The sequence below is a fragment of the Staphylococcus pseudoxylosus genome (genome assembly GCF_003697915.1).
In the GTDB taxonomy this organism is placed as follows: Bacteria; Bacillota; Bacilli; order Staphylococcales; family Staphylococcaceae; genus Staphylococcus; species Staphylococcus pseudoxylosus.
On record NZ_RCVN01000014.1, the window covers coordinates 46,874 to 73,795 of the forward strand.

Annotated in this window: 28 protein-coding genes and 3 pseudogenes; 11 read left to right on the forward strand and 20 right to left on the reverse strand. The window is 31.3% G+C overall.

Translation table 11 applies throughout. The features are described from left to right. Window positions 1-88 precede the first annotated feature (88 nt). The 7 genes from D9V42_RS12230 to D9V42_RS12260 all read right to left on the reverse strand — a co-directional run bounded on the left by D9V42_RS12230 (window position 89) and on the right by D9V42_RS12260 (window position 6,060). Window positions 89-766, reverse strand: a complete 678-nt coding sequence (locus D9V42_RS12230; RefSeq protein WP_122065172.1) for a M15 family metallopeptidase — start codon at window positions 764-766, stop codon at window positions 89-91. A gap of 260 nt (window positions 767-1,026) precedes the next feature. Further along, window positions 1,027-1,329 (reverse strand): YerC/YecD family TrpR-related protein, encoded by a 303-nt coding sequence (locus D9V42_RS12235; protein ID WP_017723471.1) that lies wholly within the window; start codon window positions 1,327-1,329, stop codon window positions 1,027-1,029. An 86-nt stretch (window positions 1,330-1,415) separates the two neighbouring features. Further along, complete coding sequence (gene purB / locus D9V42_RS12240; protein ID WP_107555399.1) at window positions 1,416-2,711, reverse strand: adenylosuccinate lyase; 1,296 nt, start codon at window positions 2,709-2,711, stop codon at window positions 1,416-1,418. A gap of 222 nt (window positions 2,712-2,933) precedes the next feature. Beyond that, window positions 2,934-3,119 (reverse strand): NETI motif-containing protein, encoded by a 186-nt coding sequence (locus tag D9V42_RS12245; RefSeq protein ID WP_122065174.1) that lies wholly within the window; start codon window positions 3,117-3,119, stop codon window positions 2,934-2,936. Then, a complete protein-coding gene (locus D9V42_RS12250) occupies window positions 3,116-3,694 on the reverse strand; it encodes a DUF2179 domain-containing protein (RefSeq protein ID WP_017723468.1) in 579 nt (192 codons plus the stop codon). Before D9V42_RS12250 ends, D9V42_RS12245 begins: the two co-directional genes overlap by 4 nt. 82 nt (window positions 3,695-3,776) lie before the next feature. After that, the gene (gene nadE / locus D9V42_RS12255; protein WP_122065176.1) at window positions 3,777-4,598 is read right to left on the reverse strand and encodes an ammonia-dependent NAD(+) synthetase; all 822 of its coding nucleotides are present in this window, start codon (window positions 4,596-4,598) and stop codon (window positions 3,777-3,779) included. Then, window positions 4,591-6,060, reverse strand: coding sequence for a nicotinate phosphoribosyltransferase (locus tag D9V42_RS12260; RefSeq protein ID WP_107555401.1), 1,470 nt, complete (start codon window positions 6,058-6,060; stop codon window positions 4,591-4,593). Before D9V42_RS12260 ends, nadE begins: the two co-directional genes overlap by 8 nt. A gap of 241 nt (window positions 6,061-6,301) precedes the next feature. Here D9V42_RS12260 and D9V42_RS12265 point away from each other — a divergent pair, with 241 nt between their 5' ends. Together D9V42_RS12265 and D9V42_RS12270 are read left to right on the forward strand one after the other, a co-directional pair. Continuing rightward, window positions 6,302-7,366, forward strand: a complete 1,065-nt coding sequence (locus D9V42_RS12265; protein WP_122065178.1) for a nitric oxide synthase oxygenase — start codon at window positions 6,302-6,304, stop codon at window positions 7,364-7,366. Window positions 7,367-7,405: 39 nt separating this feature from the next. Then, window positions 7,406-8,209, forward strand: a complete 804-nt coding sequence (locus D9V42_RS12270) for a prephenate dehydratase (protein WP_107555403.1) — start codon at window positions 7,406-7,408, stop codon at window positions 8,207-8,209. 310 nt (window positions 8,210-8,519) lie between these two features. Here the strand turns inward: D9V42_RS12270 and D9V42_RS12275 are convergent, their stop codons facing one another. Further along, a complete protein-coding gene (locus tag D9V42_RS12275) occupies window positions 8,520-10,079 on the reverse strand; it encodes an SLC13 family permease (RefSeq protein WP_122065180.1) in 1,560 nt (519 codons plus the stop codon). A 136-nt stretch (window positions 10,080-10,215) separates the two neighbouring features. Further along, window positions 10,216-11,304 (reverse strand): glycosyl hydrolase family 28-related protein, encoded by a 1,089-nt coding sequence (locus tag D9V42_RS12280; RefSeq protein WP_122065182.1) that lies wholly within the window; start codon window positions 11,302-11,304, stop codon window positions 10,216-10,218. Window positions 11,305-11,441: 137 nt separating this feature from the next. Here D9V42_RS12280 and D9V42_RS12285 point away from each other — a divergent pair, with 137 nt between their 5' ends. From D9V42_RS12285 to D9V42_RS12295, 3 genes are all read left to right on the forward strand, one after another. Next, a complete protein-coding gene (locus D9V42_RS12285) occupies window positions 11,442-11,993 on the forward strand; it encodes a cysteine hydrolase family protein (RefSeq protein ID WP_017723461.1) in 552 nt (183 codons plus the stop codon). 55 nt (window positions 11,994-12,048) lie between these two features. After that, window positions 12,049-12,975, forward strand: coding sequence for a manganese-dependent inorganic pyrophosphatase (locus D9V42_RS12290; RefSeq protein WP_107555406.1), 927 nt, complete (start codon window positions 12,049-12,051; stop codon window positions 12,973-12,975). A 149-nt stretch (window positions 12,976-13,124) separates the two neighbouring features. Further along, window positions 13,125-14,504: an aldehyde dehydrogenase gene (locus D9V42_RS12295; RefSeq protein ID WP_122065184.1), complete on the forward strand. Its 1,380-nt coding sequence runs from the start codon at window positions 13,125-13,127 to the stop codon at window positions 14,502-14,504. A gap of 112 nt (window positions 14,505-14,616) precedes the next feature. On the opposite strand, the gene pglS is transcribed toward D9V42_RS12295, so the two are convergent. After that, complete coding sequence (pglS, locus tag D9V42_RS12300; RefSeq protein ID WP_122065186.1) at window positions 14,617-15,660, reverse strand: 6-phosphogluconolactonase; 1,044 nt, start codon at window positions 15,658-15,660, stop codon at window positions 14,617-14,619. Between the two features lie 119 nt (window positions 15,661-15,779). Here pglS and D9V42_RS15580 point away from each other — a divergent pair, with 119 nt between their 5' ends. Further along, window positions 15,780-15,911: a hypothetical protein gene (locus D9V42_RS15580; RefSeq protein WP_267920894.1), complete on the forward strand. Its 132-nt coding sequence runs from the start codon at window positions 15,780-15,782 to the stop codon at window positions 15,909-15,911. 91 nt (window positions 15,912-16,002) lie between these two features. Here the strand turns inward: D9V42_RS15580 and D9V42_RS15310 are convergent, their stop codons facing one another. The 4 genes and pseudogenes from D9V42_RS15310 to D9V42_RS12315 all read right to left on the reverse strand — a co-directional run bounded on the left by D9V42_RS15310 (window position 16,003) and on the right by D9V42_RS12315 (window position 17,672). After that, window positions 16,003-16,131: an alcohol dehydrogenase gene (locus D9V42_RS15310; RefSeq protein WP_069796513.1), complete on the reverse strand. Its 129-nt coding sequence runs from the start codon at window positions 16,129-16,131 to the stop codon at window positions 16,003-16,005. Window positions 16,132-16,144: 13 nt separating this feature from the next. Beyond that, window positions 16,145-17,030 (reverse strand): annotated as a pseudogene (locus D9V42_RS12305) (permease). 88 nt (window positions 17,031-17,118) lie between these two features. Then, on the reverse strand, window positions 17,119-17,439 hold the full coding sequence (locus D9V42_RS12310) for an ArsR/SmtB family transcription factor (protein WP_122065187.1): 321 nt from the start codon (window positions 17,437-17,439) through the stop codon (window positions 17,119-17,121). Window positions 17,440-17,471: 32 nt separating this feature from the next. Next, window positions 17,472-17,672, reverse strand: a pseudogene (locus tag D9V42_RS12315) (hypothetical protein). 204 nt (window positions 17,673-17,876) lie between these two features. Here D9V42_RS12315 and D9V42_RS12320 point away from each other — a divergent pair. From D9V42_RS12320 to arsC, 3 genes are read left to right on the forward strand one after another with little or no spacing between them, the layout of a single operon-like run. Further along, window positions 17,877-18,191 carry an ArsR/SmtB family transcription factor gene (locus D9V42_RS12320; protein WP_107556391.1) on the forward strand — a complete coding sequence of 105 codons (315 nt, stop codon included), beginning with the start codon at window positions 17,877-17,879 and terminating at the stop codon, window positions 18,189-18,191. Continuing rightward, window positions 18,191-19,483: an arsenite efflux transporter membrane subunit ArsB gene (gene arsB / locus D9V42_RS12325; protein ID WP_167456109.1), complete on the forward strand. Its 1,293-nt coding sequence runs from the start codon at window positions 18,191-18,193 to the stop codon at window positions 19,481-19,483. The genes D9V42_RS12320 and arsB overlap by 1 nt, the downstream gene beginning before the upstream one ends. A 17-nt stretch (window positions 19,484-19,500) precedes the next feature. Then, window positions 19,501-19,902, forward strand: a complete 402-nt coding sequence (gene arsC, locus D9V42_RS12330) for an arsenate reductase (thioredoxin) (protein ID WP_122065189.1) — start codon at window positions 19,501-19,503, stop codon at window positions 19,900-19,902. A 177-nt stretch (window positions 19,903-20,079) separates the two neighbouring features. On the opposite strand, the gene D9V42_RS15135 is transcribed toward arsC, so the two are convergent. Next, the gene (locus D9V42_RS15135) at window positions 20,080-20,403 is read right to left on the reverse strand and encodes a hypothetical protein (RefSeq protein ID WP_158593191.1); all 324 of its coding nucleotides are present in this window, start codon (window positions 20,401-20,403) and stop codon (window positions 20,080-20,082) included. Window positions 20,404-20,473: 70 nt separating this feature from the next. Between D9V42_RS15135 and D9V42_RS12345 the strand changes: the two genes are divergently transcribed. Further along, window positions 20,474-20,884 (forward strand): YolD-like family protein, encoded by a 411-nt coding sequence (locus tag D9V42_RS12345; RefSeq protein ID WP_107556395.1) that lies wholly within the window; start codon window positions 20,474-20,476, stop codon window positions 20,882-20,884. Window positions 20,885-20,967: 83 nt separating this feature from the next. Here the strand turns inward: D9V42_RS12345 and D9V42_RS12350 are convergent, their stop codons facing one another. The 3 genes and pseudogenes from D9V42_RS12350 to D9V42_RS12360 form a co-directional block, all read right to left on the reverse strand. Next, complete coding sequence (locus D9V42_RS12350; RefSeq protein ID WP_122065195.1) at window positions 20,968-21,333, reverse strand: DUF6262 family protein; 366 nt, start codon at window positions 21,331-21,333, stop codon at window positions 20,968-20,970. A gap of 8 nt (window positions 21,334-21,341) precedes the next feature. Next, window positions 21,342-23,222 (reverse strand): annotated as a pseudogene (locus D9V42_RS12355) (tyrosine-type recombinase/integrase). 344 nt (window positions 23,223-23,566) lie between these two features. Beyond that, window positions 23,567-23,737 carry a hypothetical protein gene (locus D9V42_RS12360; protein ID WP_017723456.1) on the reverse strand — a complete coding sequence of 57 codons (171 nt, stop codon included), beginning with the start codon at window positions 23,735-23,737 and terminating at the stop codon, window positions 23,567-23,569. A gap of 623 nt (window positions 23,738-24,360) precedes the next feature. Here D9V42_RS12360 and D9V42_RS12365 point away from each other — a divergent pair. Further along, window positions 24,361-25,401, forward strand: coding sequence for a C45 family autoproteolytic acyltransferase/hydrolase (locus D9V42_RS12365; RefSeq protein WP_122065197.1), 1,041 nt, complete (start codon window positions 24,361-24,363; stop codon window positions 25,399-25,401). Window positions 25,402-25,493: 92 nt separating this feature from the next. Here D9V42_RS12365 and D9V42_RS12370 read toward each other — a convergent pair whose 3' ends face one another. Both D9V42_RS12370 and D9V42_RS12375 read right to left on the reverse strand, forming a co-directional pair. Continuing rightward, window positions 25,494-26,345 carry a DUF4097 family beta strand repeat-containing protein gene (locus D9V42_RS12370; protein ID WP_122065199.1) on the reverse strand — a complete coding sequence of 284 codons (852 nt, stop codon included), beginning with the start codon at window positions 26,343-26,345 and terminating at the stop codon, window positions 25,494-25,496. Continuing rightward, a complete protein-coding gene (locus tag D9V42_RS12375) occupies window positions 26,342-26,902 on the reverse strand; it encodes an HAAS signaling domain-containing protein (RefSeq protein ID WP_107556341.1) in 561 nt (186 codons plus the stop codon). The genes D9V42_RS12370 and D9V42_RS12375 overlap by 4 nt, the downstream gene beginning before the upstream one ends. Between the last annotated feature and the right edge of the window lie 20 nt (window positions 26,903-26,922).

Below are 26,922 nucleotides of genomic sequence, written 5' to 3' on the forward strand. Positions count from 1 at the left end.
ATTTGATTATATCATTTTTATGCTATGAGTTCTAAAATGATGTAGAAAAATCACCCCGAATTTTCGAAGTGATTTGTTTGTTTTAATTTCATTTTTCATTTAAACGATAGTAACTTTCTAAATTAGTATCTTGTTCATCAATCATTTTGGCAAGCGGTTTACCAACATAACGAAGATGCCACGCTTCATATGCATAGCCCGTTTCATGTGATTGACCTTTTGGATATCTAATAATAAAGCCATAGTCCGATGCATTTTGCGCTAACCAACGACCTTCTTTGGTTTTCTCAAAATCTTTATGAAAGTCATCTAACGGTTTATTGGTACCAACGTCAAATGCAAGACCTGTTTGGTGTTCTGATTGCCCAGGTTTTGCAGTATATTGATGTGCAACTTTTTTACCATCTTTGTCTTCATAATCTTTCACTACTTTTTGTTGTTCTCGATAACTTCGATAACCGCTAGAAAACTTTAAATCTAATTGTGCTGCTTCGCCTTTAGCTAATAATTTATTAAAATTTTGTTTCGCTATTTTATCTTCACCTGGTTGGTATTGTGGCGGGAGTTTATATTTTTTATTTACAATTACATGGCCATTTACATGTGTAACGCCTTGTGTTTTATTAATGATTGGCAAGGCATTGGTAGGTTTCACAATACTCGATTTAGTTGGTGTGTATGAATTCGAAAATACTGCCAAAACAATTCCAAATATAAGGCCTAATAATAATAACATTAACAAGCCAAATAATAATTTTTTGAACATAACGTTACTTCCTTTCACTCAATTACACAAGTCAATTCATTGACTATTATATTTATTTGTTGTTACCTATCAATTACCTCGCTTTATTTTTATAAACATTTAAATTAACTTTCCTAATATGCATAAACTTGAAAAAGGCTTCTTAATAGTTCCAGCCATATTGCTTATTAAAACAAACAAATAAGCTAGCGATAAGATGTTTAATATCTTATCACTAGCTCTATTAAGCCTAATCTTTTATTTTCTAATTTGTGAAATCGTTAATCGGCCGTTTCTATGTTCATGCGCTCTAGAATCATCGTATAAGCATCATTACCCCATTGCAATGACCTTTTCACACGTGAAATAGTTGCAGTTGATGCACCAGACTCTTGTTCAATGGTTGCATACGTATAGCCTTGTTTAATCATTTTCGCTACTTGTAACCGCTGTGATAATGACTGAATTTCATTAACAGTACATAAATCATCAAAGAACTGATAACATTCTTCTCTATTTTCTAGTGTTAAAATAGCATCAAACAATTCATCTAATGCTTTCCCTTTTAGTTTTTCTATTTGCATTTAAAACAACCCCTGTATTTTTCAATTTAATCTCAGTTTAACGTACTAATACATTAAAGTGTAACGATTTCACTTGAAAAATTCAATTATTCTAAACCGGCTCTTTGGAAAATCGTATCTACTTGGTTTAAATGGTGTTTCGGATTGAAGCATTCATCTAAATCTTCTTTAGTCAATAATTCTGTAATTGACTCATCTTGTTCAATTAAAGTTCTAAACGGTGTCTTTGTTTCCCAAGATTCCATTGCCTTTGGTTGTACTTTATCATATGCAGCTTCACGAGCCAAACCTTTATTTATTAAAGCAAGTAATACGCGTTGTGAATAAATTAAACCAAATGTTTTATCGATATTATCAAGCATATTATCTTCAAATACTGTTAATCTTTCTACAATATTAGTGAAACGATTCAATCCATAATCTAATGCAATTGTAACATCTGGCAACATGATGCGTTCAGCAGATGAATGTGAGATATCACGTTCATGCCATAATGGTACGTTCTCATATGCAGTTGTTACGTAACCTCTAATTACACGTGCGATACCAGTAATGTTTTCTGAGCCAATTGGATTACGTTTATGTGGCATTGCAGAAGATCCTTTTTGACCTTTCGCGAATGCTTCTTCAACTTCACGAGTTTCAGTTTTTTGTAAGTTACGTATTTCTACAGCGAATTTTTCCATTGATGAACCAATTAAAGCAAGTGTCGCAATATAATAAGCATGGCGATCACGTTGCAATGTTTGTGTTGAAACTGGGGCTGCGTCTAGACCTAAATGTTCACAAACATATGCTTCAATTTCAGGTGGAATATTTGCAAAAGTGCCTACTGCACCACTCATTTTACCAACTTCTATTTCTTCTCTTACACGTTTAAAACGTTCTAAATTACGTTTCATTTCTGTGTACCACAATGCCATCTTAACACCAAATGTTGTTGGTTCAGCATGTACACCATGTGTACGTCCCATCATTAATGTATATTTATAGTCTTTCGCTTTTTGCGCCAATACTTCAATAAAACGTTCTAAATCTTTTTCAATAATATCATTTGCTTGTTTAATAACATAGCTTAACGCAGTGTCTACAACATCTGTTGATGTCAAACCGTAGTGGACCCATTTACGTTCCTCACCAAGTGTTTCTGATACTTGTCTTGTAAACGCAACAACATCATGACGTGTTTCTTGCTCAATTTCTTGAGCACGTGCCACATCAACCTTGGCATTTTGTCGTATTTTTTTAACATCTTCTGCAGGTATATCTCCTAATTTGCTCCATGCTTCACACGCAAGGATTTCTACCTCTAACCACGCCTCATAGCGGTTTTGATCAGTCCAAATATTAGACATTTCTTCTCTAGAATAACGTTCAATCATTGAAATAAGCTCCTATCATACATAATTTTTGTTAATATTACGCCTTAAAACATGTACATTAAAACATAATTTTGAATAAAAGTTCGTGTTTATCCTTTTCATTATTAGTTTAACAGAATTCTTATGAAAAGTATAAACCTTTTCAACTATCTGCATAAAAAAATTAAGTGCTGATAAAAACAACCGTTATGGACATGTGATTCCATAACGGTTTACCAATCATTATTGTAAAATTTTACCAACAAATTCTATTTCTTGTTTATACACTTCGAAAGTTCCATCTTCATTCTCTTTATAAAGTGGTTTTTCAAAGCGCTTCACAGGTGTGTAACCTGCGTCACGCATGCGTTGCAAACAATCTTGAATTGTTTCACTTTCTTCGACTTTAAATTTTTGCTGTTTTTTCATATACTTTCAACTTCATCCGTATCATATTGTTTAAGTTTTTTACTTCTAACACCTTTCGCCCAGAAACCACCGTGAATCGTACGAGGTTCATACGCCACAATAAATGCTTTTTCATCTATTTGTTTAATGGTCTCTATTAACTTAAATTCAAAACGTCGTGGCGTTAAAATTTGTAAGATTAATCGATTTCCGTCACGACCATAAGCTGTATAGTGCGTTACACCGTAACCTAAATCTCTTAATTGTCGTGGTAAATCTAACTCATATTCAGATGAGGTAACGTTAACGACAGTATAACCTAGCGCTAATTTCTCTTCTATTTTCATACCTACAATAATCCCAATTGAAAATCCAAATGCATATGCAAACACATTTTGAATTTGATCTAAACTAGACATTACCATGCCTAATCCAACGACGTATACAAGCACTTCTAAAAAGCTGACAATTGCAGCTACATAGCGATAACCTTTAAGTGTTAATATTGTTCTCATTGTAAGACACGTTACATAGGCAACGTTTATAATAAAAATCGCTAAAACCATTAACCATGGATTAGATGTTATCACTGACATGACCATTTTCCTTTCTGATATCAAATTCAAGTTATTTTACCAACATCTTTTTATTTTGTCACTAAAAATATTTGGAACTTATTTAATTTTTTGGCCAAGTATATCTTGTATATGCTAGCTCTCTTTTATGTGCAGTTTTAATATAATGATTTTCTATTGTAGTCTTTGCATCACTAGGTACTGATTTACCTTCTAAATAATCATCGATATCATTATAGCTTACACCTAGTGCTTCTTCATCAGGTAACTGAGGTTTATCTTCTTCTAAATCGGCAGTAGGTACTTTTTCATAAAGATGTTTGGGTGCACCTAAATATTTTAATAATTGTTTACCTTGCCTTTTATTCAAACCAAATAAAGGCGCAATATCTGCAGCACCATCTCCATATTTAGTGTAAAAACCTGTAATATTCTCAGCAGAATGATCCGTACCTACAACGATGCCTTTTTTGTTAGATGCGATTGAAAATTGAACTTTCATACGCTCTCTAGCTTTCTCATTTCCTTTTTGAAAATCTGTCAAAGTAATTCCAGCATCTTTAAGTGATTGTACACTTTGGTCTACTGCAGGTTTAATATTTATAGTTTTGATTTCATCTGGCTGAATATAGGTTAATGCGTCTTCAACCTCTGAAGCATCTTTTTGCTCACCATAAGGTAACTTAACCGCTATAAGTTCACACGAATTACCTTCTTCTCTTAATGCTTCAACTGCCATTTGGCATAGTTTTCCAGCTAATGTAGAATCTTGACCACCTGAAATCCCTAATACTAATGCTTGTACAAATGAGTGGGATTGTACATAACTTTTTATAAAGTGAATAATCTGCTTTGTTTCAACTTTACTTTCTATCTCAGGTTTCACTTTCATTTCTCTAACAACAATATCTTGTAGGTTACTCATTTTCTTCCTCCATCTCTTTAACATGTTCAGCAACTTCAAAAATACGTTTGTGTTTATTTTCCCAACATGCTGTACTTAAATCTACTGGATACTCTTGAGGATTTAAATGACGTTTATTTTCATCCCATAAGTAATCAAGACTATTTCTTAGATACGTTTGTGCCTCACTTTCACTTGGCATTTCGTAAACGAGTTGACCATTTTTAAAAATATCATGATGTAAATCTTTGGCTATAAACGATTTTATAAATTTCATTTTATAGGTATGAACTGGATGGAATAGTTTTAAAGGTGATTCTTCATATGGATCCTCATGATCGAGTGTAATGTAGTCACCTTCAGCTTTATTTGTTTTTTTATTGATAATGCGGTAAACATTTTTCTTACCTGGTGTTGTAACTTTTTCAGCATTATTAGAAAGTTTAATACGATCCACGTACTCTCCATTATTATCTTCGACTGCAACCAATTTATAAACTGCGCCTAATGCAGGTTGATCAAAACCAGTGATGAGTTTTGTTCCGACACCCCAGGAATCAACTTTTGCACCTTGTGATTTCAAACTCGTAATTGTCTGCTCATCTAAATCATTCGAAGCGATAATTTTAGCATTAGGGAAACCAGCTTCGTCTAGCATACGACGTGCTTCTTTCGATAAATATGCTATGTCTCCGGAGTCTAAACGAATACCTACGAAATTAATTTTATCACCTAATTCTTTGGCAACTTTAATTGCTGTCGGTACACCAGATTTTAATGTGTGGAACGTATCAACTAAGAACACACAATCTTTATGACGCTCAGCATATTTTTTAAACGCGATGTATTCATCACCATATGTTTGTACCATGGCATGTGCATGTGTTCCTGAAACAGGAATGCCAAATAGTTTTCCTGCTCGTACATTACTTGTAGAGTTAAATCCACCAATATAGGCAGCTCGAGCTCCCCATAGTGCTGCATCCGCTTCTTGCGCTCGACGCGTACCAAATTCCATTAACATATCTTCATGTGCTACTTGTCTAATTCTACTCGCCTTTGTTGTTATCAACGTGTGGAAATTAACAATATTTAATAGCATCGTTTCTATTAATTGTGCTTGTATTAATGGCGCCTCGACTCTAAGTAACGGTTCGTTACCAAAGCAAAGTTCCCCTTCTTGCATTGAACGAATGTTGCCAGTAAATTTTAAATTTTTTAAATAACTTAGAAAATCTTGTTGGTAACCAATAGATTTTAAATAATCGATATCTGATTCTGAGAAGTGAAAACTATTAATGTAATCAATGACACGTTTCAATCCATTAAAAACAGCATACCCACTATCAAATGGCATATTTCTAAAATACAGATCAAATACTGCCATACGTTCATGAATCCCATCATTCCAATAACTTTCTGCCATATTTATTTGATATAAATCATTATGCAATACTAACGTATCGTCTTCAAATTGGTACACAACCATCTCTCCAATCGGCTTTTCCATTAGTTTAGCATAAATGAAAGCTTGATAGCACATGAAAGAGGACTTAAATATACTGGAAAATTCAACATAAGATTATATCTTTTTCATATACAATTTAATCTATGATTTAAATTTGTTAAAAATGTGACATGACTAACGACAAAGTCGTGACATTTATATGATATAAGATTATAAAAATTCAAAAATGATTTATAATCTTTATTGAGGTGTTTATATGTTAAAAGAAGCAAAATCCTTCATCAACACAATGTATAAAGAATTAAATTATGATAACCAAAGTATTTCAAAAAGAATTAAAGAAATTGAATATGCCATCGAAACAACTGGGACTTATGAACATACCGCAGAAGAATTAACGTATGGAACTAAAATGGCCTGGCGTAATTCCAATCGTTGTATTGGTCGATTTTTTTGGGATTCATTAACCGTTGTTGATGCTAGACACATACAATCTGAAAATGAATTTATTAATGCAATCGAAAACCACATTGCAACAGCGACAAATAACGGGAAAATAAAACCTTATATTACAATATTCTCGAAGGATAACCCTCCACAAATATTTAATAATCAATTAATCAGATATGCAGGTTATGAAGATATAGGTGATCCCGCAGAAAAAAGTATTACGCAACTTGCTGAACATCTTGGCTGGCATGGTGACCATACTGATTTCGATATTTTACCTTTAATTTATAAAATGCCTAATGGTGCAATGAAATATCATGAATATCAACCACACTTAATCAAAGAAGTTGCAATTGAACATGACCATTTTCCAAAATTACAGCAACTTGGATTGAAATGGTACGCGCTGCCAATCATATCAAGCATGGATTTAAAGATTGGAGGTATGACATATCCAACCGCACCATTTAATGGTTGGTATATGGTAAATGAAATAGCTGTACGTAATTTCACAGATGCTTATCGTTATAATTTATTGGAAAGTGTTGCAGAAGCATTTGAATTTGATACACTAAAGAATAATTCTTTCAATAAAGATCGCACACTTGTCGAATTGAATTATGCAGTTTATCACTCATTCAAAAAAGCAGGGGTATCTATTGTTGATCATCTCACTGCATCGAAACAATTTGAAAGATTTGAATTAAATGAAACAAGCAATGGTAGAGAAGTTACTGGTAAATGGTCATGGCTAGCTCCTTCCCTGTCACCCACATTAGTATCCAATTATCATCACGGATATAAAAATGTTATGAAAGAGCCTAATTTCTTTTATAAAAAAACAGAAGCTACTGGTTGTCCATTTCATTAACGACCCTACCACACACATATAAACAAGGGGTAACGTCAAATGAAACTTTATTATTTAGGTCCAAAAGGAACTTTTTCGTACTTAGCTGCAACACAATATCAATCAGAAACAGACATAGATTATGTATCAAAGTCTAATTTATATGAGGTAGTCGCGGCTGTATCTGAAGACGACGATAGTATAGCTGTTGTGCCAATTGAAAATTCAATAGAAGGCACGATTAATATCGTTGCAGATGCATTAACACAACAAAATATTTATGCACAAGGCGAACTACATTTAGATATTCAATTTGCACTATATGGTGTTGATGGCGCTGCTGTGAACGATATTTCAAAAGTTTATTCTATTGGACCTGCCATTAGTCAAACTAGTAAATATATCCAATCATATGGCTTCGAGATTGATTACGTGGATAGCACAATTAAAAGCTTAGATATGATTAAGCATGGCGTCGGTGCTATTGCACCACTTGGCAGTGGAGAAACATATGGTTACACACCTATAGAGCAAAATATAGAAGATTATCCACATAACGTTACTCGTTTTTTAGTCGTTAGTAACCAACCACGTCATATAGAAAATGCTAGCGATACTATGTTACTTATAACCCCACAGTTCGACAAACCAGGGTTATTAGCTAGTATATTAAACACATTTGTATTGTTTAATATTAACTTATCTTGGATTGAGTCTAGACCTTTAAAAACTCAACTAGGTATGTATCACTTTTTTGTCCAAGCAGACACACCAATAACAGAAGATTTATCTAAAGTAATTAAAATTCTCAATACTTTAGACTTCCAAGTTACTATAATCGGTTCATTTAATAAATTGAATTAGCACAAGCTAATGCGCAACAAGCTACTTCATCATTCAATCGTTGATATAAATTTAAAAATGCTATTAAACTAGGTTATTTATCGTCAAAGAAAACTATTCAATGATAATTATCATAATGCCGACATCGTCTCCTCTGACTTTGTCGGCATTTTTTGTCTATTACATATCCACTATATTATGAATAGCTACTTATTTATAAACTAAATTAATTAACTTGATACATTATTAAAAAAGCACACCGTACCATAGCGTTACGTTGAGTAACTTTGATACGATATGCCTTCTAAATAATATAAGGTTTCTTATTTTATCATTTCAATGGTAATGGTTTTGTAACATCAATACCTAACACTGGTGGTACTAAGAAATACACAACTAAGACAATCACAACTATACTTAATAAATTGACCCAAAAACCTACAGAGGCCATCTTCTTGATACTTATTCTACCCGTACCAAATACAATAGCATTTGGTGGCGTTCCAACTGGTAACATATATGCACAATTGGCAGCCATAGCTGCTGGCACCATAAGTAATAGCGGATGCACATTTACTGCAACAGAAAGTGTTGCCAAAATAGGTAAAATCATTGTAGCTGTTGCTGTATTTGATGTAATTTCAGTTAAGAATAAAACAAATATTGTGATTACAAGAACAATAATCAATGGACTTACACCCTCGATTAATTTCAATTGTTCACCAAGCCAATTTGCCAATCCACTTTCTGAAATACCTTTTGCTAAAGCTAAACCACCACCAAACAGTATTAAAACACCCCAAGGCAATTCTTTAGCAACTTCCCAATCTATAATCCTCTTATGTTTTTCTTTGTTTTTAGCAGGAATAAGAAATAACAAAACAGATATAAACATTGCAATTGTGCCATCAGCAACTTCTGAAGTAACTGACCAATTTTTTAATAAAAATTCTCTGCTAATCCACAAGAAACTGGCAAGTAAGAATATAACTGAAACGATTTTTTCTTCATATTTCATTTTACCTAATTCATTTAATTTTTCTTTAATCAATTTTTGTCCGCCAGGTAATGCTTTCATATCATGCTTGAATGCAACATAACGAATATATATCCAAACTAAGAAGAGTAATACAATGACTGTGGGCACACCAATAATCATCCATTTAGCAAAACTAATTTCTTCCCCAAATGCTGATTGATATTGCCCTTTTAAAATTATCAAAGGGGGTGTCCCAATCAGTGTACCAAGTCCTCCAATTGTTCCTGCGTAACCAATCGCAAGCACAAGAGATTGTTCAAATTTAGATATACTTTCTGGTTTAGTATTTTGACTTTTTAATTCATTTGCTTCTTTTATAATCGCAAGACCAATAGGTATCATTATCATCACGGCTGCGGTATTAGAAACAAACATTGATAAAAATCCAGTAGCAATCATAAAGCCTAATAAAATCTTCCCAGTGCTTGTACCAAGTGTATTAATAATAGATAAAGCAACACGAGTATGTAAATTCCATCTTTCCATCGCTATAGCTAAAATAAAACCACCTAAGAATAAGAAAATAATATCATTACCATATTGAGCTGAAACTTCTTCTGGATTCAATACATGGCCTACTGGTAATAAAATCAACGGCAACAAGCTAGTCGCAGCAATAGGTATTGCTTCAGTAATCCACCAAGTCGCTATCCAAAGTGTGATTGCTAAAACATAAATACCCTTACCCGATAAATCATCCGGATGAAATAATAATAACGTTAATGCAAATAATAACGGTCCCAATATTAAACCTGTTAATTGACCGGCATTATATGACTTCTTTTCCTTTTTATTTGAAAAAAATGTCAAATAATGTGATCGTCTCATATCCCCTTTATTTAAATCGTTCATAATGTCTTCCCCCTTTTAATTATTATCTGAATATTCATAATAATTTATTAGAGTATAACATAATATATTTTAAATAGGGTCAGTATTTTTAATCGCTTATATAAAGAATATTTATGATTTTATTTCAAAAATATAATCATTCTACACGAACTTTTTTTATTTTAATATCACTCTCTTTATTATTAAATAGTATTAATCTCTCTATATCTTGTAAATGCATATTTTGTGATGAATGATCAAAACTATTATCAGCTATAAGTACAGCTTGATGTTTAACTTCATTATAACTTTGAATGCGTATTGATTCGTTACTCATTTCACCAATAAAACTATTTTGATAAATATTTAAATTACTGCCAGCTTGTGTCCCACGCTCTTTACCTTTTAAGTCTTTCGCATTTTTACCGTCTTTAACTGCTAAAAACCTTATCCCACCAGCACAATTTTTAAATATATTATGATGAATATAAGTATTTTTTGATTTCAATGGGGTAAGTGCGTATTGATTCAATCCATCAAATATATTATAGCGGATATGAATATTTTGATAATACTGATCATAACGACTGGCATGTGAGCCTATTGCACGATTCCAACTCTGCATTGTGGGTGTATCTGAATTACCATAATAGCAATGCTCTATAATTACATTTTTAGTAATTGTTCCATCGGTAGCACCAAATTTAGGAAAAGCACCCGGAACCTGTATATCTATCTGAACCGCTTCAGAGAAAAAACGCGTTCCATCTGGATCTCTAAATCCTAAAAACTTACAATTATTGATATACAATCCATTGATACCACACGCATCTAAACAATGCCCGCCTACAACATCTTTAAAAGTTACATTTTGTATCTGAATATCTTCTGCGTGTCCCATGCACATTGTTGTATTATTGTATGGATATTTGAAACCATTCATATCAAATGTGCCACCAGATATGTGGATATGACTATTGCCTTTATACCCATAATACAATTTGAATCTGCGTCCATTTTTCAACAATGTATCTTTTCCACATCTTTTAAGCACTGCCGCTTCGTCTAGTAACAACGTTGTTGAATCATATATAACGAGTGGTTTACGTATATGATACTCACCTTCTGGTACATATATCGTCGTTGGTTTATGCTTCTTAGCATAATTTAGCGCTTTTTGTATCGCTCTTGTATCTGCGTATTTACTTTTTCCTTTTAAACCAAATTGTTTTGCATTAATTATCATATGCTAATTCCTTTCTGAGCTATTACTTTATAATATACAAAAATGATATCTTTCAAACGCATTTACACTCCCTTTATTGATTGAGCGACTTAGTATATAATTACTTTTATATTGTTTATTGGGAGTGTTTTTATCTTATGAAGAAAAGCGCATTAATCGTTGTTGACTACTCGAATGACTTTGTAGCTGACAACGGAAAATTAACTTGCGGCCTACCAGGTCAGCAGATTGAAAACTATATTGTTGAACGAATTGAAGTGTACAACAAAAAACAACACGATATCTTTTTCATGATGGATTTACATTATGAAGAAAATAAATATCACCCAGAAAGTAATTTATTCCCTCCACATAATATTATTGGTACTGTTGGTAGAGAACTCTATGGCAAAGTGAATGATATCTATCAAAATATTTTGTTTAATGATCACATACATTACCTAGATAAAACACGTTACGATGCTTTCTGTGGGACCTCTTTAGATTTAATGCTAAGAGAGCGAAATATTACACACTTGGAATTTGTCGGAGTATGTACAGATATTTGCGTGCTTCATTCAGCAATTAGTGCTTATAATCTAGGGTACGCAATAACTATTTCACATCGTGGGGTTGCTTCCTTTAATCCTTCGGGTCATGCATGGGCTTTAGATCATTTTAAAAATTCACTAGGTGCTGTAGTAGAATAACTATGCAAAATCGTGCTAGAATAATAGTAACTATATAAATAAGGAGAATTTAGATATGGCAAAAACTTATATTTTCGGACATAAAAATCCAGACACAGACGCAATTTCATCTGCTATTATCATGGCAGATTTCGAACAACAAACAGGTAACACTGAAGCTACAGCATACCGTTTAGGCGAAGTAGGACCTGAAACACAATATGCTTTAGATCATTTTAATGTAACTGCACCAGCGTTACTTAATGATGATTTATCCGATCAAAAAGTAATATTAGTAGACCATAATGAATTCCAACAAAGTGCTGATTCAATTAATGATGCTACAATTCAACATGTGGTCGATCACCACAGAATTTCTAACTTTGAAACGGCAGCACCACTATACTACCGTTCTGAACCAGTCGGTTGTACAGCTACAATTTTATACAAAATGTATCAAGAACGCGGTTTTGAAATCAAACCAGAAATTGCTGGATTAATGGTATCAGCAATTATCTCAGATAGTCTATTGTTCAAATCACCTACTTGTACAGAAGAAGATGTAAAAGCAGCTGAAGCATTAAAATCAATTGCTGGTGTTGACCTAGAAACTTATGGTTTAGAAATGTTAAAAGCTGGCGCTTCTACTAAAGAAAAATCAGCAACAGACATTTTAACTATGGACGCAAAGTCATTCAACATGGGTGACTATGTAACTCGTATCGCACAAGTTAATACTGTTGATATTGATGAAGTGTTTGCACGTCAAGAAGAATTGGAAAAAGAAATGTTAGAAGTAAGTGCTAATGAAAAATATGATTTATTTGTCTTAGTTGTTACAGACATTATTAATAGCGACTCTAAAATCTTAGTCGTTGGTGCTGAAAAAGATAAAGTTGGCATTGCTTTCGATGTAGAGCTTGATAACAATACTGCGTTCTTACCTGGTGTTGTATCACGTAAAAAACAAGTAGTTCCACAAATCACAGACGCTTTAAACTAGTCAAACGCCTTTAAGTTAGTACAGTTTTAAGGTGATTTTAATTAAATATCTAGATTTAAAAATTCATTATACTGGAGCATAGTTCATATGTTCCAGTTTTTTATCACTTATACTTACGAATTGCATCTATCATACTAGGAGGAATATATTTGAATTCAATAGAGCAAACTTTCCACAATAGTACTCAATATTTTAAAACACACGTGACTAAAGATTTAAAATTCAGAAGAAAACAACTTAAACTTTTAGGTAAAAGTATCAAAAACCATGAAGAGGCCTTATTAGAGGCTTTTCAAAAAGATTTAGGTAAGAATAAAGTTGAAGCTTATGCTACAGAAATTGGTTTCACTTTAAAGAATATTAAAAACGCGCGTAAAGAACTTAAAAATTGGGCTAAAAGAAAACAAGTCAATACACCAATTTATATGTTTCCAACTAAAAGCTATATCATAAAAGAGCCTTATGGCACAGTTTTAATAATTGGACCTTTTAATTATCCCTTCCAATTATTAATTGAACCACTTATTGGCGCTATAGCAGCTGGAAATACTGCCATACTCAAACCTTCTGAATTCACGCCAAACGTCTCAGAAGTTATTAAACATATAATCGAGGATGTATTCGATCCTGAATATATTAGTATTTGTGAAGGTGATGCTGAAACTACACAATCATTAATCCAATTACCATTTGACTATATCTTTTTCACAGGTAGCGAACAAGTTGGTAAAATTGTGTATCAAGCAGCAAGTAAAAATTTAACTCCTGTAACGTTAGAACTTGGTGGTAAATCTCCAGTAATTGTTGATGAAACAGCAAATATTAAAGTCGCAAGTGAACGTATCAGTTTTGGAAAATTTACAAATGCTGGACAAACTTGTGTTGCTCCTGACTATATACTTGTGAATCGTAAAGTGAAGGATGAATTAATCGCAGCGCTAAAAAAAACCATTACCGAATTTTACGGTAACAACGTTCAAGAAAGTCCTGATTTTGGACGTATTGTAAACCATAAACACTTTAGTCGTTTAGATAATTTATTAAAGGTACATCATGCTGAGATTGCCTTTGGTGGTAAATCAAATGAAGATGAAAGGTACATTGCGCCTACACTATTAGATGGCATTACTTTTAATGCTAAAATAATGGAAGACGAAATTTTCGGACCTATTTTACCAATCATTACGTATGATGATTTTGATGAAGCTATTGATTTGATACGTTCCAAACCTAAACCTCTAAGCTTATATTTGTTTAGCGAAGATGAAAATGCGACAGAACGTGTATTAAATGAAATATCATTTGGTGGTGGCGCAATTAACGATACCTTGATGCAATTGGCAAATTCAAACTTACCATTTGGTGGTGTTGGCGCATCTGGTATTGGTCAATACCATGGTAAATACAGTTTCGATACATTTAGCCATGACAAATCATATATTTTTAAATCCACTCGACTTGAATCAAGTTTATTGTTTCCACCATACAAAGGGAAATTTAAATATATTAAGACCTTCTTTAATAAGTAACTCTGTTTATGAAAGTTCTATAGCATAAAAATGCGCCTTCCCATTACATTTGGGAAAGGCGCATTTTTTTGTTATTAAGTTAGTAATTGGGTTATTTTATAAACTTCTAAGTTTATATTTCTTGTAAAAACTGTACACAAACACCTTCAGGCGCAGTGTGTTTATCGTCTACTTTTTCCAGTTCACCTGTTACTTTATCACGTCTAAATACAGTAAGCGCATAATCACCTTCTTGATGTGCACACACTAAGTAATCATCTGAATCAGTAATGTTAAAATCACGTGGAAACTCGCCGCCACTTGATACAATATCCACTAATGAAATCATGTCGCCTTCATCAGCTACTTTGAAAATAGCAATACTATCGTGCCCTCGATTACTAATGTATAAGAATTTTTGATCTTTTGATAGCCTCACTGCTGCTAATTTTGTATCGCCTTCAAAATTTTCTGGAATCGTTAAATGACGTTCTATTTCTGTAAATTTACCATCTTCATATTTTACTGTACTTACAATATTTGATATTTCATGAACTACATAGGCATATTTACCATTTTCATGGAAAGTAATATGTCTAGGCCCATCACCTGGTTCAAAATCAAACACAGCATATTCACTGTATCCTTCATTACCAAACTCATATGTCACTAATTTGTCTGTACCTAAGTCCATCGCCACTACATATTTTTTATCCGGCGTGATATCCATAAAATGAATATGTGCATGATCTTGTCGCTCTGATGGACCAGTTGGAAAATCATGAGCTAATTCCTGTATAAGTCGAATAATTTCTCCTGTATGTGGATTTGCTTCATATATACGTGCTAATCCTGCACCATAAACAGTTTCAAAAATATATTTACCATCTGGTGATACCGCAACATAACAGCCAGTACCAGCTGTTGACGCTAAACATTTATTAATGAGACTTAACTTACCATCTTCCTCTATTTTAAGACTAGCGATACCACAATTGTCGCCTTCTCTATTTATTGCATATAAAAATGAATGATGTTGATTTAAATAAGTTGAGGCTTCTAGTTCATACCCAGTTTCAACTTCAATTATTTTCCCTGTTTGTTCATCAAGTTGGAAACGGTAGACCCCTTTACCTTCTTTTTTTGTATAAGTACCGACATAACCTATCGTCATTATGAAAACCCCTCCATATTATGATAGTTTCATTTTAATAGAGATTTATTACAAATACAATATAATGAATTATCACTTCACTAAATCGAACTTAAGTTCTATAATGATATTGAGGTGGTAAAATGATTCCGAAAGAATTTAAGAATGAAACTGATTATTTAAATATCCCTAGAGAATATTTAAATCCAAATATACCCAAAGGTCGTGGCATGGTTAAATGGCAACCTTTTATTATATGTACTAAATTAATATAAATATAATATTAACAATAAATCTAACATAATAAACATATATTATATGTCAAATTTAAAAAGACACCGATTAAAAAACGGTATCTTTTCTAGCTTAGCAACATTTATTATTTTCTTTTTTCTCATCCTTCTCTTCTTTAACATCTTTACTTTCTTCAATTTCTACAGAGCAACATTCTTGGTCTTTGGGTTTTAATTTATTCAACACATCTTTGATTCCCATTTAATTCACCTCCTTAAATAATTAAATTAACAATTAAGCCAGTAGCAATAGCTACAACTAAAATTGCGATAATAAATGATATTACAAATTTTTTCTTGAATAGCTTAGATAGCAATACAACTTCTGGAATACTTGCACCAGCGCCACCAATGATCTACGCAACAACTGTTCCTAAAGACATTCCTTTTGATACTAACGCTTCAGCTATAGGTAACATTGTTTCGGATCTAATATACATAGGAATTCCTATAATAGAAGCAATGAATACGGATAAAATACCATCTCCACTTGCATATTTAGTAATAAATGTTTCGGGTACGAACCCATATATAAAGGCACCAATAAACACACCAATAAATAAATAAGGAAGCATTGGATATAAAAACGCCCATGCGTCATTTAATGCTTGTTTAAAACGAGATCCTGTTTTATTCGCAAAAAATCCGTCTCCTTTAACATTAACTCCTTTATAACTGTTAGCTAAATTCATTTTTGAAAATACTAAACCTGTTAAAATACTAAAAACTGCTAGTACTAAAAAATAAACAATAGCAACTTTCCAGCCTAATAAAGCCCATAACATAAACAGCATTAATGGATTCATTAATGGTGAAGCAATCAAGAAACTCATTGCTGGACCAAAAGGTACTTTAGAATTTAATAGACCTAGCGAGTATTGGGATTGTAGAACAAGAACAAAACGGTGTAATAGCACCAAATATCATCCCCAATATGTAATTAATTGCTTGATTTGGTTTGCTCAAAAGACTTTTGATTTTTTCTTCTGAAACAATTTGTTGAATTAGGCTTACAATAAAGCTCACGATTATGAATAGTACTAATAATTCAAAAAACAACATTAAAAATGTTTTTATGAATTCTATAATTGAATCTAACATCAGTATAACCCCTCCGAATTTATTTAATCAACTTTTTTTGATGTATTAATCAAAAAAAGTTGATTAATATTATATTAAAAGAAGATACTTATAGTATCTTACAACAAGTATCTTCTTTTAAAACTACCTGTATTTGTTGCTCATTAATTTTATAATAGTTCCATGTACCATGCTTTTCAGCAATAAGAATATTGGCATCTACTAATTTTTTTAGGTGATAAGAAAGCTTAGATTGTTTTAATTCTAATAATTCCTCTAAATCACATACACACAAAGATTTTGTATCACTTTGACGTATTGAATGTAGAATTTTAAGTCTAATTTTATCAGCAAGTGCATTAAACATCTGTTCATAAAAATCTAATTGTTCTTCCTCGGTTCTATTAGGGCTAGATTTAATAACTTCCATTGAAAGATCACCTCTCTTATATTTACATACCTCTATTTTTGTTTAAGTTCTTGTATTGCTAAATTAAAATGAGTTTCTGTCATTTTACCATACATATCAGTCTCTCCTTAAAAAAACTCTTTCTTCATATATATTATAGCTTCTTTTAAAGTGACTTCTCTTGATATCATGATTAGGTTCAAATAACTAACAAAATAATCAACAGATAGTGTACTTGCATGATTTACTCTCATAAAATAGAACTCCTTTATAAAATACTAAAACAATACATCAACTTTTTTTGATGTATTAACTATAAATTATTATTTTAACTTTTGCAAGATAATAAAACTAGTTATTTACGACGCATTCTAATCTAATACTAAAATTAGTCGAAAAACTACATAGACACAAAGCTATATAGATGTTAATCTATGTTATGAATAGGAGGTATATTTATGTCTTATAAAGAATTATCAGCAATATTAAAAGTTTTATCAGATTCAAGCAGATTAGAAATACTAGATTTACTATCTTGTGGTGAATTATGTGCCTGTGACTTACTAGAACACTTTCAATTCTCACAACCAACTCTAAGTCATCATATGAAGTCGTTAGTAGAAAACAATATAGTTACTACAAGAAAAGACGGTAACAAACACATGTATCAACTTAATCATGCTATTTTAGATGACGTCAATAAAAATTTAACTATCGTTAATACTTCTGATCAACGCTGTATATGTAAAAATGTGAAATCAGGTGAATGTTGATGATGACAGCTTTAGCAATTGTGATTTTTCTTTTAACTTTAATCTTTGTGATATGGCAACCGAAAGGTTTAGATATTGGTGTTACAGCTTTAATTGGAGCTGTCATTGCTATTATTACAGGGGTCGTAAGTTTTTCTGATGTATTAGAAGTAACAGGTATTGTTTGGAATGCAACTTTAACCTTTGTAGCTGTTATTCTTATTTCATTAATATTAGATGAAATTGGTTTTTTTGAATGGTCTGCGATACATATGGTCAAGGCCTCAAACGGTAATGGCTTAAAAATGTTTATTTTTATCATGCTACTTGGGGCAATTGTAGCAGCATTTTTCGCAAATGATGGTGCAGCTTTAATCTTAACGCCCATTGTATTAGCGATGGTAAGAAATCTAGGATTTAATAAAAAAGTGATTTTTCCTTTTATTATTGCCAGTGGTTTTATTGCTGATACTACATCACTACCTTTAATTGTAAGTAACTTAGTTAATATCGTTTCTGCAGATTACTTCGATATTGGATTTATTGAATATTTTAGTCGAATGATTATTCCTAATATATTCTCTCTGATTGCTAGTGTTCTTGTTTTATGGCTATATTTCAGAAAATCTATACCTAAAACGTTCGATACAGAAAATCTTACGATGCCTAAAGACGCAATTAAAGATCCAAAACTATTTAAAATTTCATGGATTGTATTAGCAATACTACTCGTGGGATATCTTGTTAGTGAGTTTATACAAATACCTGTATCAATCATTGCTGGTATCATTGCCTTAATATTCGTATTATTAGCGCGTAAGTCTAGGGCAGTACATACGAAACAAGTCATTAAAGGTGCGCCATGGAATATTGTTGTATTTTCTATTGGTATGTACTTAGTTGTATTTGGTTTAAAAAATGTAGGTATCACAACAATTTTAGCCGACATATTATCTAATATTTCAATTCATGGATTGTTTGGCAGTATCATGGGCATGGGCTTTATATCGGCCTTTTTATCATCAATTATGAATAATATGCCTACAGTTTTAATAGATGCTATTGCTATCGGACAATCAAATGTAGTTGGAACTATTAAAGAAGGTATGGTTTATGCGAATGTCATAGGTTCTGATTTAGGACCTAAAATTACGCCAATAGGTTCTTTAGCAACATTATTGTGGTTACATGTTTTAACACAAAAAGGTGTAAAGATTTCTTGGGGAACGTACTTTAAAACCGGAATCATTATTACTATTCCAGTACTATTTATAACACTCTTAGGTTTATACCTTACACTAATTATATTTTAAGAAAAGAGGCTTTAATTATGGATAAAAAAACAATTTATTTTATATGTACTGGCAACTCTTGTCGTAGCCAAATCGCCGAGGGTTGGGGAAAGAAAATATTAGGTGAAGATTGGAATGTCTATTCTGCTGGTATTGAGACACATGGTGTTAATCCTAAAGCTATAGAAGCTATGAAAGAAGTAGATATTGATATATCAAGCCATACATCAGACTTGATTGATAATGATATTTTAAAACAATCAGATTTGGTCGTAACGTTATGTAGTGATGCAGACGATAATTGTCCTATTTTACCACCAAATGTAAAAAAAGAGCATTGGGGTTTTGATGATCCAGCAGGTAAAGAATGGGCAGAATTCCAACGTGTTAGAGATGAAATCAAAAATCAAATAAAACAATTCAAAGAAACACTCGTTTAATGCGAGTGTTTCTTTGAATTATTTAACCTTCTCCACCTACTATCTAAATCTTGAATATCTATCTTCATATCCCCATCAAATTTTTTTAGCGTATATATTTTTGTTTTATCATATCCATCAAAATACCTTACATTTAACATATCAATTTTTTTATTAGTATCTAAATAAAAAAACAATTCATACTTTTTTATTTTTATAATAACCCTCAATATTGAAATCTCTTACTATTTGTTTTATTTCTTTAGTATTATGAATTTCTATCCATAAAGGAACTTGAATTCTATATAAATTCTCTGCTTCTTTTAATTTACACATTGGTTTAGAAGTTATTATACTAGGAACATGTTTAAAGTAGATATACAAATTTCCTCTTCTTTTAAATAAATATTTCATAGTGCTTTGTATTACAAACATTACAGTTCCAGTCAATATTGTTATAAAAGCACCCAAAAGTATATTTAAAATTTCTTTATTGTTTATAAACTCGATAATTTTACTCAACCTTTCATTTAAGATATAAATTCTTTGTCATTATAGAACATACGTTCTATAATTATGGTGAGGTGATTTTATGATTCCTAATCCAAACGTTCCTGACAAATATAAATATGAAACTGATTATAGAAATATTCCAAGAGAATATTTAAACAAAAAAATCCCACAAGGTCGAGGAAAAATCAAATGGCAAGCATTTGCGACTCTTCCGCAACAGTTTGAAATTTTAGAGCAAATTATAAAGGATCAAGATAAAATTGAAAAACCATTACTAACACATGATTCATTAGATAATTTAGATCAGATTTTTCAAATAAAAATTCAAAATGATGAGTTATGTACAATCACATATTGGGAAGACGGCAACATTTCAAACTATACAGGAAAAATCTTGAAAATTGATGCAATTAATGGTTATTTTATATTTTATGATTCTACAAATACTAAACATACTTTTTTTAATACTAATGTTTGTAATATCTCCTAAACTATATCGAAAACACTATTTTCTATTCAAGTATATCTGAATGTTTTCAGAATATACTTGAATTATTTCTTTTTACTTACATGTTAAATATTTTCATATATTTTATTATATAGCGTGTTTATTTCATCTTTGAGCACCTTTTTCTCTTTTTCTAAAGAACTTACTTTTCTTTTTAAAGAAGAAATTAACGCATCTTTACCGTCACTTTTATTTTTATGAACAAATATTTCTTTGCTTTGTTCACGTAACTTCTCGATTCTCTTTCGGATTTTATTATTATTATATAAAGTGGCTTTAGAAACTTTTGAATGCTTAGAAACAATATTAAAGTTAATTTCTTCATTTTTTTGAATCAAATCATTTATTGCTTTATTAACTTTTTTCTCGGTTTTAACTTTTCGTTCTGCATGTAACTGCTTTAATTGTTCTTGTCTATTAAATTTTTCCATCTTAACCTCTATACTTTTATTCTATTACTTCTCCCAAATATAATGTTTCCACCCTTTATATTACCTAATATTTCTTCGTATTTATTTAATATATTAGTATGTTTTTCAACCATATCTTGCCTATTATTATTTTTAGCTAATTCTATAGATTTGACCGTTGATTTGATATGTAATTCATATTTTTCAACATCTAAATCAGAAAACCCAGTAGCTAGATCCTTACATGGTTTCCCAGAATTACAAGTTAAGCACGGTGGAGCTTCCATGTATGGACAATCACCACTCAATCTGGCATGACAAGTACCATAAGGATTGTCCATTGCATTTAATTTATGTTCTTGCCATAAAGAATTCAAAGCTTTTTCTGATAGTTCACTACTATGCTGTATATTTTTAATTTTACCGTCAACATCAAAACTAAAAGCACCTTGATCAATAAATGATTCAAAAGCCTTTCTTTTTGTATCATCAAGTAACTTAGCATATCTGAGAGTCATTTCTGGTGAGGAATGTGCTAATAATTCTTGTATCGTTAATATATCTGCTCCACCATTTAGTAATTTCACTGCATAGGTATGTCTAAACTGATGAGTTTTGAAATGGAAGACTTCTCCTTGTTCATCAACAATATTTTTAGTTTCTGCTAAATGATTTAAGTGCGCTCTGACCATATGTTGTGTAAAAGGCATTCCTTTTCTTTTTCCTTTATAAATAGCAAAAATATAATTATTAGGGTTATTATCTTTTGTACTTTTAAGTTTAGAATTGGCTATTAAAACTGCTACTATATCAGCTAATTCATTATCGATTGGTATTCTATGTCCTTTAACAAAAGTTTTAGCAATATCAGTGATTATTGAAAACTTTCCATTAACTTTTGCAAGGCAATTATTTTCTAATGTTAATACATCAGAAATTCTTAATCCTGTTTTAAAAGCTATCCAAACTACAGGTATTAAATCTTTGTGCAAATCATTTATATGATTAAAAAGCTGTTCCAACACAGAATCTGGAATATAATCAATTTTGCTACTATCTTTATTTTCACGTTTAGGGAAGTCTTGAGGATAAATTAAAAAACGTATATCTTCAGACGGGGCTATATCATAATTTTGAGTAACAATATCATTTAAAAATCTTCTAATAGCTTTTAATTCTTCTCTAACGAAGTTCCTAGAACTTTGCACATTTTTACTATTAGCATATTCAAATAAAAATTCTATATACTCTTCTATATGATGTCTGTCTAATTCTTTTAAATTGTTCCATGTTTTTTCACTTTTAGTTATACTTTGAAAAAATCTAGTTAATATCCTAATGTAAAATCTAGACGTTCCAAATGCAATATCGCCAGTTATCAAACGACTTTTTAAATATTTTTTTGTTGCTTCTCTCATTTTTATTGAATCAATTTTTTCAAAGTTCAAAGAATTACCAGTTAGTGTTTTATTATAACTCAATCCATATTTTTCTAAATTTCTAATATCCCATTTATCTTTTTCCCATTCTTCTCGCTTATCAATAAATTTAATTAGATTAATATACATATTCTTTAAAAAAGAAGCTAGTCCACTTTTATATTCATAATCACCAAAAACTATTGTTGATTATCTTCTTTTTATTGGTATATTATTTTTAGTCAACCAACTGAACCAGTACTTTTCTAATATATTAATATCACAATCTAGTAACGAATTTAAATTTGGATAAACTTCATTAAAGAACTCAGCAATCTTGTTAAGTTTCACTGCTCCAGTATTAAATACATTAGATAAAGACCAATCCTCTTTAACTATAAGTTTCAAAAAAAGGTATTTAAATTCTAAATTCAAATTTTTACTTTTAATCCTAAAGAAAATATTTTTTCTTTTGTCTTTATAGTTCTTGATGCTATCTTGAAATTGCTTGAAAACGTAGACAAATCTTAGGTGATAGTTCGCCTAAGGTTGGTTATTTATATTTGTATAGTTATTTTTCAAATAGCAGTGGTCTTTTATCAATTAGTTGATTCAATATAATAAACGTCGCATTGTTGCATTGTTTAATTTATATATTACCATCTTTTTTGTTTAATACCGTCAGTAATTTGAGCCGACTCTTGCGAGCATAGCTCTAGTCGAAGACTATAAACTAAGGCAGCGCTCGCGGCAAACGTGCACAAAAAAACTGCCCACAAAGTCAGAGACTTTGTCGACAGTCTGAATAGAACACGCTAAAGTGACCTATTAATAACTTAATTATTAGATTCGATATCTGAAACAATCTCTTTTGTTTTGCTTTCAATATCTTCAAAGTCTTTTTTGAAAATATAAGCGAACACAACTGCACCAATTCCTGCTGCTAATGATACAGTTAGGATTGTACCGAATACAAATTTAAATAAACCTTTAATAAAATTCCACATTCTGTTTCACCTCAATAAATTATTAACATATCCGTTATTAATGATAGCATACTTAAAAGCATCAATAAATATATACCCGCTTTTCACTACTTTAATTTAAATATTATTATAGTAATAATATGATATTATTGTAGTAATGCTTTAAGTTATAATTAAAGACTGTATATTAATTACTACCTTTAATACTTTAATAATAACAGAACTCTTAGAAATATTACATTTATTAGTCATATGGAAAAAGAGTGGAAAAGAAATCTAATTTATTTAAAAATATTTCGCGGTCCCACCCTGGCAAAAATCACTAGAGTTAATATGGATAAATAGTTGATCTGAGCTGGCACTCATGCAAATGTTCCACTAACTCTATATAATAATTAAGGCTGAGACAATTAATTTGTCCCAGCCACTTAGTCAATTACTTGCCCCACCAAGTACTCATTGCATCTCTAACAGCATCATAATAATTTGCCATTGCAATCACCTCATTTTAATTTGAAAATAAATAACCAGTCGTCGTTGTTATACTTATAATAACGACAAGCATCGTATAATACAATTAACATGGGGTTACAATAAAGTTACAAATTTGTAAGATTACACAACAAAAACAGGAGTTTTATATTATGCAAAAAGTAAAAACAGATATATTAACTCACCGCGGATCGCATTTCGATTTAGGTGTACAAACAGCTCAATGGATGCAACAAACACCATTATTAAAAAATAGAGAAAAAGAATGGAAAAAACGTATGCCTCGCTTTGATATCCACATAAAAGAAACATATGATATCTTTCAAACATACGCACCTCAAATTTGGGAAGAGATTAGAGGTATGCAAGAAGTCCTTAATCTACCAACCAATCAAATGATACTAAACTTTGCACACTATCGTTTTACACCACTAAAAAATAGTGGCTGTACGGTCTATTTAGGAGGAGACTACATGGTAAGAAATTACGACTATCACCCTGCAACTTACGATGGTCGTTATCAGCTTTTTCAACCAAATGATGGAGGTCTAGCACAAATTGGTCCAACATCTCGTGTGACTGGTAGAATGGATGGTATGAATGAGGCTGGGTTATCTATGGGGTATAACTTTATGCATAGAAAACATCCAGGCGACGGCTTCGTATGCTATATGATTGGTAGGCTCATTTTACAATATTGTAAAGACGTGCCAGAGGCAATTCAATTATTGAAAGAAATTCCACACAGAAGTTCATTTAGCTATATTGTCATGGATAAGCATTTAAATCATGCCATAATCGAAGTTTCTCCTAGATCACTTGAAGTAAGATATGATCGTACATGTACGAACCATTTCAAGTTACTAACTCATGAGAATAGAAATTATACAAAAGAATCTAAAGAACGTTTAGATAGGCTTTTAAAGCAAACACCGAATGGTCTAGATAAAATGCATGCATTTGAACTATTTAATAATCCAGAATTTGAAATATATAGTAAATTATTTAAAAGTTGGTCTGGTACAATTCATACAACTATGTATGAACCACAGTCGCTTAAAGCGTACATGACCTTAGGCGAAGATAATAAACCTACAGTCATTGATTTTAAACAATGGCTAAATGGACAGTCACTAGATATTCATTCCCTTTATGGACATATAGACACTGATTTGACCTTTGCCAGTTATTAAATTTATGTCAAGCATGATAATAAGTTAGCAAAATAGCTATGAAGTCATCTATCAATATAGATTTCTCCATAGCTATTATAATGTATAGTCTATTAATTAATATGAATATCACCGTGCACAGTATAGAATTCTAAAATATTATCCCCATCTCCAACTCTATCGTTATCAAAGCTCTTATTATTGACTTTTTCTACGCCATCATCAGGATTTAATTTTAATAACGTATTATCTGGTTTTTTATTATAAGACATAATAATATCACCATTTTGACTAGAAGCTTTAAATGCAGAATCAATGTCCATACGATCTAATTGGATATGCCCACTTTGAGCAAGCAACACAGAGTTTTTAATCAATGTATTCTCAGCATATATGCTCGCTTCTTTGTTTTTAATATTAGCATTAACAATTTTACTATCATTAATATGTATAGGTGCGTTCAAACCACTATACAACAATTTTTCAACTTCTGAATTTTGCACATAAACACGGCTACCAGATCTATCGTTCATATTCAAATTGACTTTATCAGCTTCGATATTTTGAAGTTTAATATTGCGTGCTTTGCTCGAAACGTTCAATTCCTTTAATTTTTCATTTGGTATAGTAATTTTCATTTCAGCCTTAATTTGTCTAAATGGATTATAATTTAAGCCATAATTATCGACTCGGTTACTAGTTTCTTTCAACTTTAATGATTGCTTATCTTTATCTATATCTACTTTCTGTTGGCCTTTATAGTGAATTGCAAACTTATTTCCTTTTACAATCGTTACATTACTAGAACGGCTATCAATATCTAAATGCTTTACTTTCGCATCATCATAGGTTTTATCAATAACATTAAGCTTATTGTTTTGCTTTTCAAAACCAAACCAAGTAATACAGCCTAAAGTAAAGCACACAATAAATAATGCTAAACCACTAAAAAATAATTTCCTCATTCATTTGCACTTCCTTTAATCGTCTTGATATTCCAACGTAAGTATTTTAGTATCAAACGATAAACGAATTGAGCTAATTTCGCAATGATCACAAATAATACAATACCTAAACCAGTAAACGAAAACGCAAAAAGATAATTACTAATTGCTAAGCTGAACATATTATATAATGAGCCATGAATAATTAATAAAATCGGGCTAATTGCTAAAAATAATGCAACTAAAAGTAATATGAACATAAAACTACCAATGAATATCATTGGTATCAAGATAATGATTAAAGACAAAATTCCCATGCCTAGCGAGGCCATAATCGCTCTAAGAATTGATTTCGCATTTGGCCTATACTCTGCAGAAACAATTGCATTCTTTGCTTTAATCTCTTTCCCAATTTTTTTAGGTGACTCTAATGCACCTATAATTTGATATTCATTTTTCCCCTCTCTTTCTTGATCAAAGAAGTATTGCTCATACTCATACATGACATTATCTCGTTCCGCACTTGGTATGCTATTTAATTCTTGTTCAAGTTCATTCAAGAAAGTGATTTTATCCAAATTATCTACCGCCATTCTAA

Bases quoted from the DNA above. Each gene is read 5' to 3' on its own strand.
- D9V42_RS12230 (WP_122065172.1), bottom strand. From the start codon at position 766: ATGTTCAAAAAATTATTATTTGGCTTGTTAATGTTATTATTATTAGGC.
- D9V42_RS12235 (WP_017723471.1), bottom strand. From the start codon at position 1,329: ATGCAAATAGAAAAACTAAAAGGGAAAGCATTAGATGAATTGTTTGAT.
- purB (WP_107555399.1), bottom strand. From the start codon at position 2,711: ATGATTGAACGTTATTCTAGAGAAGAAATGTCTAATATTTGGACTGAT.
- D9V42_RS12245 (WP_122065174.1), bottom strand. From the start codon at position 3,119: ATGAAAAAACAGCAAAAATTTAAAGTCGAAGAAAGTGAAACAATTCAA.
- D9V42_RS12250 (WP_017723468.1), bottom strand. From the start codon at position 3,694: ATGTCAGTGATAACATCTAATCCATGGTTAATGGTTTTAGCGATTTTT.
- nadE (WP_122065176.1), bottom strand. From the start codon at position 4,598: ATGAGTAACCTACAAGATATTGTTGTTAGAGAAATGAAAGTGAAACCT.
- D9V42_RS12265 (WP_122065178.1), top strand. From the start codon at position 6,302: ATGTTAAAAGAAGCAAAATCCTTCATCAACACAATGTATAAAGAATTA.
- D9V42_RS12270 (WP_107555403.1), top strand. From the start codon at position 7,406: ATGAAACTTTATTATTTAGGTCCAAAAGGAACTTTTTCGTACTTAGCT.
- D9V42_RS12275 (WP_122065180.1), bottom strand. From the start codon at position 10,079: ATGAACGATTTAAATAAAGGGGATATGAGACGATCACATTATTTGACA.
- D9V42_RS12280 (WP_122065182.1), bottom strand. From the start codon at position 11,304: ATGATAATTAATGCAAAACAATTTGGTTTAAAAGGAAAAAGTAAATAC.
- D9V42_RS12285 (WP_017723461.1), top strand. From the start codon at position 11,442: ATGAAGAAAAGCGCATTAATCGTTGTTGACTACTCGAATGACTTTGTA.
- D9V42_RS12290 (WP_107555406.1), top strand. From the start codon at position 12,049: ATGGCAAAAACTTATATTTTCGGACATAAAAATCCAGACACAGACGCA.
- D9V42_RS15580 (WP_267920894.1), top strand. From the start codon at position 15,780: ATGATTCCGAAAGAATTTAAGAATGAAACTGATTATTTAAATATCCCT.
- D9V42_RS15310 (WP_069796513.1), bottom strand. From the start codon at position 16,131: ATGGGAATCAAAGATGTGTTGAATAAATTAAAACCCAAAGACCAAGAA.
- D9V42_RS12310 (WP_122065187.1), bottom strand. From the start codon at position 17,439: ATGGAAGTTATTAAATCTAGCCCTAATAGAACCGAGGAAGAACAATTA.
- D9V42_RS12320 (WP_107556391.1), top strand. From the start codon at position 17,877: ATGTCTTATAAAGAATTATCAGCAATATTAAAAGTTTTATCAGATTCA.
- arsB (WP_167456109.1), top strand. From the start codon at position 18,191: ATGATGACAGCTTTAGCAATTGTGATTTTTCTTTTAACTTTAATCTTT.
- arsC (WP_122065189.1), top strand. From the start codon at position 19,501: ATGGATAAAAAAACAATTTATTTTATATGTACTGGCAACTCTTGTCGT.
- D9V42_RS12345 (WP_107556395.1), top strand. From the start codon at position 20,474: ATGATTCCTAATCCAAACGTTCCTGACAAATATAAATATGAAACTGAT.
- D9V42_RS12350 (WP_122065195.1), bottom strand. From the start codon at position 21,333: ATGGAAAAATTTAATAGACAAGAACAATTAAAGCAGTTACATGCAGAA.
- D9V42_RS12360 (WP_017723456.1), bottom strand. From the start codon at position 23,737: ATGTGGAATTTTATTAAAGGTTTATTTAAATTTGTATTCGGTACAATC.
- D9V42_RS12365 (WP_122065197.1), top strand. From the start codon at position 24,361: ATGCAAAAAGTAAAAACAGATATATTAACTCACCGCGGATCGCATTTC.
- D9V42_RS12370 (WP_122065199.1), bottom strand. From the start codon at position 26,345: ATGAGGAAATTATTTTTTAGTGGTTTAGCATTATTTATTGTGTGCTTT.